6 protein-coding genes are annotated in these 4463 nt (G+C 61.3%); all 6 read right to left on the reverse strand.

Translation table 11 applies throughout. The features are described 5' to 3' along the window. Positions 1 to 931, reverse strand: a 931-nt coding sequence (locus FKM97_RS26060) for a tape measure protein (protein WP_246105280.1), incomplete at its 3' end; no start/stop codon positions are given. 266 nt (positions 932 to 1197) lie between these two features. After that, positions 1198 to 1527 (reverse strand): DUF2190 family protein, encoded by a 330-nt coding sequence (locus FKM97_RS26065; RefSeq protein WP_144295385.1) that lies wholly within the window; start codon positions 1525 to 1527, stop codon positions 1198 to 1200. 33 nt (positions 1528 to 1560) lie between these two features. Further along, positions 1561 to 3477, reverse strand: a complete 1917-nt coding sequence (locus FKM97_RS26070; RefSeq protein ID WP_144295386.1) for a prohead protease/major capsid protein fusion protein — start codon at positions 3475 to 3477, stop codon at positions 1561 to 1563. Beyond that, a complete protein-coding gene (locus FKM97_RS26075; protein WP_144295387.1) occupies positions 3465 to 3668 on the reverse strand; it encodes a hypothetical protein in 204 nt (67 codons plus the stop codon). Before FKM97_RS26075 ends, FKM97_RS26070 begins: the two co-directional genes overlap by 13 nt. Further along, a complete protein-coding gene (locus tag FKM97_RS26080; protein ID WP_144295388.1) occupies positions 3668 to 3931 on the reverse strand; it encodes a hypothetical protein in 264 nt (87 codons plus the stop codon). Before FKM97_RS26080 ends, FKM97_RS26075 begins: the two co-directional genes overlap by 1 nt. Then, the gene (locus FKM97_RS26085; RefSeq protein ID WP_144295389.1) at positions 3928 to 4443 is read right to left on the reverse strand and encodes a hypothetical protein; all 516 of its coding nucleotides are present in this window, start codon (positions 4441 to 4443) and stop codon (positions 3928 to 3930) included. The genes FKM97_RS26080 and FKM97_RS26085 overlap by 4 nt, the downstream gene beginning before the upstream one ends. Positions 4444 to 4463 lie beyond the last annotated feature (20 nt).

The following is a 4463-nucleotide window of genomic DNA, read 5'->3' on the forward strand; positions in this document are numbered from 1 at the left end:
CGGCCCCCGCGATGATGGCGACGGCGCCGATGACCCACCCGACCGGCGTCGCCAGGAGCGCTGCGCCGAGGGTGATCACCGCGCCTGTAAGCGTGGCCAGGGCCGCAAGAATGGGCCCGCCGACGATCGCTGCGGCCACCCCCGCAAGCAGCGGGCCCCACCCACCGACAAAGTCGGCGAACGGCTGCATGCGCTTCGCGACATCCTGCACCACGGTCGCTATTCTCGGAACCGCATCGGCAATCGCCGTGAACGCGCGGGTGAGCGCACCGCCTAGCCTGTCAGCCCACTTCTGCAGGCTGCCATTGTCAGCCATCCGGTTCACCGCGGCCAGCAACCCCTCAAGCTTGCCCCGGAGGAAGTCGAACAGGCCGGCATCCATGGTCATATTGGTGAAACGCGACCACTGGTCGGACATGTTGGAGATCATCCCCTTCCAGGTCCGGGACTGCTTATCCATGGCGCCGGCGTATTTCGGGTTCAGGATCGCTGAGAGCACGGCAAGGATCTGTTCACGACTGCTCGCCTTGGCGGAGGCCGTCATGGTTTTGCCGTTCTGCATGTACTCGTAAGTGATCTTGTCGCCCGATTTGGTCGCGCGAATCCCGAATTCCTTCAGCCGTTCGTTCTCACCGGTCATGGCGTCGGCTATCGCCTCAACTGCAGACATGAGAGGCTTTCCCATCGCCGAAGCGGTATCGCCCAGCGTAGTGAGCAAACCGTCGGTCGGGTCCATCCCGTAGGCGCGCAGCTTCACGAACGCGTCGGTGACCTGGGCGAGTTCATAAGGCGTCTTTGCCGCGAAATCGGAAATCCACGCCATCGATTTGCTGGCGGCCGCACTGCTGCCCTCAATCGTCTCGAGGACAGTTCGAAACGTTTCAAACTCGGCCGCGGTGTCGACGAACTGATTTTTGAACAGGTAGCCCATGGCACCGAGCGCGATCCCTATCCTCCCGACAACATTTGCAACTGCGCCCCCGAGATTCCGGAAGCCCCCGACCACGCCCCCGAGCGACCTCGACAGGCGGTCCACCCCCGAAGCCTGCGAGAATGCCCGGAACGCTGCCGCGACGCGACGAGCCGGCGCGGTAAGCCTCTCCATCCGGGCGGTGATCGCACGTAACGGGGCCGTCAGTTTGTCGACGGCGCGAATGATGATGTTAAGGGGAAACTCAGCGGCCATGACACGAAGCCTTAGTTGTTGAGCCAGACCACGCCGGTCGCGCTGGGGTTGGCAGCCGCTTCCACCGCGAAGCCGACAAGCGTGTTATCGGTCGCCGTGGTGGTGACCACCTTGTTGGTGTTGTCCCAATAGACCTTCACGCCTTCGGCCCATGCCTGAGCATTGGTTTTTGGCAGCACCCACACGCCGCGGGGTTTGCCTTGGAAGAGCTCGGTCTCGGCCGCTGATATCAGCGCGATCACGAGCAGTGAGCCGATCAGGTAGGCAGAACCCGAAACTACGCCACCACTCGGGGCAGTTAACGTCAGCGTCTCGCCGGGTTGGACAAAGTTTTTCGCCATTTTTCGATCTCCAAGTCAGAGCTAAGGCCGTGATCAGCTCTCGGTTTCGTCGATCTTGCAGGCGCCGCGGTAGTCAATCCAGCCAACACCCACCTCGTGGCGGACCTTGATTTCGAGCGCGTCAACTCGGAAACCCTGCTGTGTTTCCACGAACGGAGCCGTATTGCCGTCGCGATATCCGAGCACGAGGGAAGGGGCGGCCGAGGGTGAGGAGAACACATAAGTATCCACCTCGGAGACGGCATCCAACAAGGCATCTGTGACAACCGTTAGGCGTCGGAACGAGGCATTGGAAGCTTCCACCTCGGCCGGATAGATCTCGGACACGATCTGCTCCGCAGTCGTTTCGAGGGCCGCCGGGACAAGAATAAACTGAGGTGCGATGTTGAGGGGAGTGACGCCGTCAACGCCTTTCTGTAGGCGCATTGCGGTTCGCGCCTTTGACAGCCCGGCCGTGCCAAAATCCGCGTCGGTGATCAGGTTTCCATGGTTCGCGTGGAACACCGGATCGCCATCCGCCATATCCGGATTACTCGTGATCGCCTTGGCGAGAAGCTGACCTTCGAAGGTCGATGCCGCAAGCGTAATGCTACGCGTCGCGCGACCGAAGGCGTCGAGATCATCATTGACTTGCGCTTCATAGGAGAGACCCAAGATGCGACCGTACTTATCAATCTTCCAGGTTTCCTCTGTTTCGCCGAAGGTCCCATCCGTGTATTCGGCGAGCTCGCCGACTTTCTTCAGCTGGGGAAACTCTCCAGGGCGCAAGCGGCGTTGAACACGAAAATCAGCCGCGTTGTCAGGGTGGGTGAGCACTACGAGCGGAGAGCGTAGTGTCGGCCACATCGCCAGAAGCGCTTTGCCAGTAGCATCGGCCAGCAGCAACGGATAGTCGCTAGTCGACATCGCGCGCTTGATTATCTTTCCAGGTGAGGTCCACCCAAGGCGCTCGCCGCGGCTCTCCAGGAAAGATCGTGCCATATCCACACAACTCGCTCCCCGGAATTGCTCACCGGGCCCCCTGATCGGTGCAGCTCCCAAAGAAATTCGGTGCGTCATTGCCTCGATCAGGCCGTCGCGCAGGGTTGCCCCTCCGTCCCTGGTTACGCTGGCACGAATGTCGTTGTCATGAGAATGAAGGCCGGAGACCCGTTGCACGTCGCTGCCCGCCGAGAGCTCGTTGAGAATGAGCTCGCGAGCCTGATCGATCGGAACGCCTCGGCTGATAAGATCATCGGCAAAAGCATTGGTCATTCCAGCCGCACGGCAGGCCGTCGTGATGCCCGTGTAGCGCTCGCGCTCGGCCATCGTCTCTGCACCCGCGCCTGGGCCGCCGGCCGAATCGTCTTCAACGTTTCTCATCGAACTGTTCCCCTGATTGCGGGTGACGATCTCAACCGCGTTCCGCTCAATTTGTTGGTCACCTCGAACACCCGATTCCGAATCAGCTCCGATCGGCACGAGTGAGATTTCGAACGGCTCCCAATCGATGGCCCGCATCACCGGGATCTTGTCGGCGCCGCCCTCCGTCTTCTCGAACTTATGAACGCGATAGCCCACGCTCACCTGCCGGATGATCCCGTCTTGAACGTCGCGAAAAATGGGCGCCACGTCATCGCGGGCGCTAAATCGAACAGTGGCTGTGCCCTTCTTGCCTCTGAGACTGGCACGCTCGACCACGCCTATCACCGAGTTTAAGTCATGAGAGCGGTGCGAGTTCAGCAGCGGCGCGCCGCCCTCGAGGCGACCCATACGGACGTGCTTCGGGTCAAGGCTGAGCTCTTCCCAGAACGGCCCATCCAGCCAGGACCGGCGCAGCACACGCGCGCCCGTGGTCCATACCAGCTGAGCCGTGCGCTTCTCGACATCAATACTCGACTGCGCAACGTCCGCGCGAAGCGTGAGCGGAGCGATGTTCGCCCTAGAAGAAGACATCGTCACTGCCCCCACTTGGCCTTCCGCACGGCTAGCGTGTCGGTCGCCATGCTCTCGCGGTACTCAGTCCGAAGCGCCAGCACCACCGGATAGAAGTACTGATCGAAAAATTCTTTCGTCGTGCAGACATCGGGATCGTCAACAAGGGGCTGCGGCTCTGCAAGCAGGGCAACTCGGAGTTTTGACTTTTTGACAGTGGTGATCACTATGCGCTCCCCACCGTCGCGCCGATCTTGACGAGTGCGCGGGCCACGTCGACACCCACTCGGCGCCATTCCTTTTCAAGTTCGTCCGCCGCCTCGAGGCACATCCGAGCCACGTCCCTGAAATCGTCAGGACCGAGGCCGCCGATCGAGAAACCTCGGCCCCGCTGCAGCATCATGATGCTGTTGCCGTCGACAAAGATGCCGCTCCGCTCCGCGTTCGATCCCGTGTCCTGAAAAACTGGGGTGCCGCGCATCTCGCTCATAACGCCTGCTCCAATGCGGCGGTATCTGCCGTCGCAGCGATCCAGCCCTGCAGCACGGTCGCCACGATAGCCGATAGGTTCAGCACGCGTATCTCCGGCCAGCCCTTCTGGGCCGCCTCGTTGACGAGACTTGAAAGCCCGGCCTCGCCGTGCACCACGTGCCGCGCATATCTGGTTTCGCCAGGTTCGGACCGGCCGCTGAGCTCGACCGCATAAACGGTGGCCTGATCGGGTGCGGCCGCCCGAATGATCTCAATCGCCATCGGGATCAAACCGGCTGCCGCTTCCATCAATTCTTTACGGGGCCGCTCGTTGCGGTTCATCGCGGCGAAGAGCGTGATCATCATCACGTCGCCCAGGTCAAAGCGATGCTCTGTGCCAACAAGGGCCCGGGGCCCACCGAGCAACCCCTTGTTGACCCACTGCGAAATAGTTCCCAGCGGTGCGCCAGCTATTTCAGCCGTCTTGGTGAGCGTTGCGTGGGCGTTGAGCATCTGAGGTGAGATCATCATGCCGATAATTCTACGGCACG

Origin of the sequence: Rhodoligotrophos appendicifer, assembly GCF_007474605.1 — a bacterium.
In the GTDB taxonomy this organism is placed as follows: Bacteria; Pseudomonadota; Alphaproteobacteria; order Rhizobiales; family Im1; genus Rhodoligotrophos; species Rhodoligotrophos appendicifer.